Below are 3,319 nucleotides of genomic sequence, written 5' to 3' on the forward strand. Positions count from 1 at the left end.
GTTCGTAGAGGGCGGTGCCCGCGCGTGGGCCGGTGCGGCGCTTGGTGAGAATCCCGTCACGTTCGAGGTCCTTGAGGCGGGCGGCCAGGACGTCGGTGCTGATGCCGGGGAGGTCGGCGAACAGGTCGCTGTAGCGGCGGGGGCCCGAACACAATTCGCGGACCACCAACAGGTTCCACCGGTCGCCGACGATGTCGAGGGCGCGGCTCACGGTGCAGTAGTGGTCATAGCTTCGGCGTGGCACGATCCCACTGTAACCAACAACTTGGAAAAACAAAGTGCAAACTTGGAATTTCCAAGTAGAGTGTGCGGCAACCACACCGAGAAGGGGTCGTTCATGCAGGTGAAGCAGTCGAGCAAGCTGGCGGGCGTGTCCTATGAGATCCGCGGGCCGGTCGCCGAGCATGCGGCACGGCTGGAAGCCGAGGGGCATCACGTCGTGAAGCTCAATACCGGCAATCCGCTGCCCTTCGGCTTCGAAGCGCCCGCGGAACTGTTGCAGGACATGGTCCGCAACCTGCCCGCCTCGAGCGGCTACTCCAGCTCGAAGGGTCTGCTCTCGGCGCGGCGCGCGGTGGTGCAGTACTACCAGACCCTCGGCCTCGGCGAGGTCGACGTGGAACAGGTCTTCCTGGGCAACGGCGTCTCCGAGCTGATCATGATGGCCATGACCGCGCTGCTGGAGAACGGTGACGAAGTCCTCGTTCCCGCACCGGATTTCCCGCTCTGGACCGCCGCCACCGCGCTCAACGGCGGCAAGCCGGTGCACTACATCTGTGATGAGGGCGCGGACTGGATGCCGGATGTCGCCGACATCGCCTCCAAGATCACCGACCGCACCCGCGCGCTGGTCATCATCAACCCGAACAATCCGACGGGCGCGGTGTATTCACCCGAGGTGCTGCGCGAGATGCTGGAACTGGCGCGCCGCCACAACCTGGTGGTGTTCTCCGACGAGATCTACGACAAGATCCTCTACGACGGCCTCGCCCACACCGCCACCGCCGCGCTGGCCCCGGATCTGTTGTGCCTCACCTTCTCCGGCCTGTCCAAGTCCTATCGGGCCGCCGGATTCCGTGGCGGCTGGCTGGTGGTGTCGGGTCCGGTCGAGCACGCCGAGAACTATCTCGAGGGCCTGACCATGCTCGCGGGCCTGCGCCTGTGCGCGAATGTGCCCGCGCAGCAGGCGATTCAGGCCGCGCTCGGCGGGCATCAGAGCATCTACGACCTCACCCTGCCCGGCGGTCGGCTGCGCGAGCAGCGCGACCGGGCGTGGGAGACGCTCAACGCCATCCCGGGTGTGTCGTGCGTGAAGCCGAAGGGTTCGCTCTACGTGTTCCCGCGTATCGACCTGGACATGTACAAGATCCACAATGACGAGCAATTCGTCCTGGATCTGCTGCTGCGCGAGAAGATCCACATCGTGCAGGGCACCGGCTTCAATTGGCCGCGGCCGGACCACTTCCGGATCGTGACGCTGCCGCACGCCGATGAGCTCGAGGCCATCATCGAGCGCATCGGCCGCTTCCTGGCCACGTACAAGCAGTAGGTCAGACCGGGCGTCCGGCGGTCATGCCGCCGTCGACCACGAATTCGGCCGCGTTGCAGTAGCTGGATTCGTGGCTCGCCAGGAAGACCACCATCGCGGTGACCTCCTCCGGAACGCCCAGGCGGGCCAGCGGATCGGCGTCGCGATCGGCGGTCGTCCCCTCGGGCACGCCGATCATGGGCGTCAGGATCCCGCCCGGGTGCACGGAATTCACGCGCACCCCGTGCGGGGCCAGCTCGAGCGCCGCCGACTTGGTCAGCCCGCGCAACCCGAACTTCGAGGCGGTATACCCGTGCGCACCCGGCACGCCCTGGATCCCGGCCGCCGAGGAGATATTCACGACCGCCGCCGGGCGCGCGGCCACCAGCGCGTCGCGGGCGGCGGTCAATCCCAGGAACGGCCCGGTCAGATTGATGGCCAAGGCACGCTGCCAGGCGTCCTCGGAATAGGTTCCCAGCGGCCCGAAATCGAGAATGCCCGCATTGTTGACCAGCACGTCGAGCTTGCCGAACCGCTCGACCGCGGTATCCACGGCCGCCCGCCAATCGCCGAGTTCGGTGACGTCGAGATGGACGAATACCGCGGCGTCCCCGAGTTCGGCGGCAAGCTTCGCGCCCGCGTCGTCGGCGATGTCGCCGAGCACGACCGACGCCCCTTCGGCGATGAACGCCCGCGCATGCGAGGCCCCCATGCCCGAGGCGGCCCCGCTGATCAGCGCCACCCGCCCGTCCAGTCTTCCGCTCATGCTCGTTGCTTTCCGTCCAGATCGATGAGGGTGCGCTCGGGCCGGAACACACAACGGGTGGTGGTGTAGATGGTGGGCATGCACTTGTTGCAGTGGACGCAGGCCGAGCGGGTGGTGGCGTCGGATTCGATGCGGCGCAGCAGGTTCGGTTCGCGCAGCAGCGCGCGGCCCATGGCGACGAAGTCGAAACCCTCGGTGCGGGCCAGGGTCATGGTGTCGAGGTTGGTGATGCCGCCGAGCAGGATCAGCGGCATGGAGAGTTCGCGGCGGAACTGGCGGGCACGTTCGAGGAGATACGCCTCCTGGTAGGGGTATTCCTTCAGGAAGGCACGGCCTACGGCTTTGAAGCCGAGCCGCGCGGGGCCGGGGAGCACCTCGGCGAATTCCTTGCGCGGCGCGTCGCCGTGGAAGAGCAGCATGGGGTTGAGTAGTGAACTGCCCGCGGTCAATTCGAGGGCGTCGAGTGCGCCGTCGGCTTCCAGCCAGGCGGCCACCTGCACGCTCTCGGGGACGGTGAGCCCGCCGCGGCGCCCGTCCTCCATATTGAGTTTGGCGGTGACCGCGAGCCGGTCACCGACGGCTTCCCTTACCGCGCAGGCGATTTCGCGCGCCAGCCGGGCCCGGTTGGACAGCGATCCGCCCCACCGGTCACGCCGCCGGTTGAGCAGCGGGCTCAGGAACGAACTCACCAGATAGTTGTGGCCGAAATGGATTTCGACCGCATCGAAGCCCGCCTGCTCCGCGAGCAGTGCCGCATTCGCGTGTGCCGCGATGAGTTCCCGGATCTCGGCGTCGCCGGGCACGTGCATGGCCTGCATGCTCAACGGGCTGAACAGCTTGCTCGGCGCGAGCGCGGGCACTCGATTGGACGCCGCGTTGGCGACCGGCCCGGCGTGCCCGAGCTGCGCGCTGGCCGCCGCGCCCTCGGCGCTCGCATATCTTGGCCGCCCACCGACATGCCTGCACACTATCGCGGCAAAACCTTTCTCTGCGAATGACTCTCGGTTCTTTTCGTTCACTAAAAA

4 protein-coding genes are annotated in these 3,319 nt (G+C 67.1%); 1 reads left to right on the plus strand and 3 read right to left on the minus strand.

Features of this window, described 5'->3' with window-relative positions; translation table 11 throughout:
- Positions 1-244, minus strand: a 244-nt coding sequence (locus ACWELQ_RS41715) for a winged helix-turn-helix transcriptional regulator (protein WP_452402509.1), incomplete at its 3' end; no start/stop codon positions are given.
- Positions 245-337: 93 nt separating this feature from the next.
- On the opposite strand from ACWELQ_RS41715, the gene ACWELQ_RS41720 reads away from it, so the two are divergent.
- Positions 338-1,549 carry a pyridoxal phosphate-dependent aminotransferase gene (locus ACWELQ_RS41720; RefSeq protein ID WP_452402510.1) on the plus strand — a complete coding sequence of 404 codons (1,212 nt, stop codon included), beginning with the start codon at positions 338-340 and terminating at the stop codon, positions 1,547-1,549.
- A 1-nt stretch (position 1,550) separates the two neighbouring features.
- On the opposite strand, the gene ACWELQ_RS41725 is transcribed toward ACWELQ_RS41720, so the two are convergent.
- Entirely contained in the window at positions 1,551-2,294 is a 744-nt protein-coding gene (locus ACWELQ_RS41725) for an SDR family oxidoreductase (RefSeq protein WP_452402511.1), read from the minus strand.
- Complete coding sequence (locus ACWELQ_RS41730; protein WP_452402512.1) at positions 2,291-3,262, minus strand: oxidoreductase; 972 nt, start codon at positions 3,260-3,262, stop codon at positions 2,291-2,293. Before ACWELQ_RS41730 ends, ACWELQ_RS41725 begins: the two co-directional genes overlap by 4 nt.
- Positions 3,263-3,319: the final 57 nt, after the last annotated feature.

The organism is Nocardia sp. NPDC004722 (assembly GCF_053601505.1).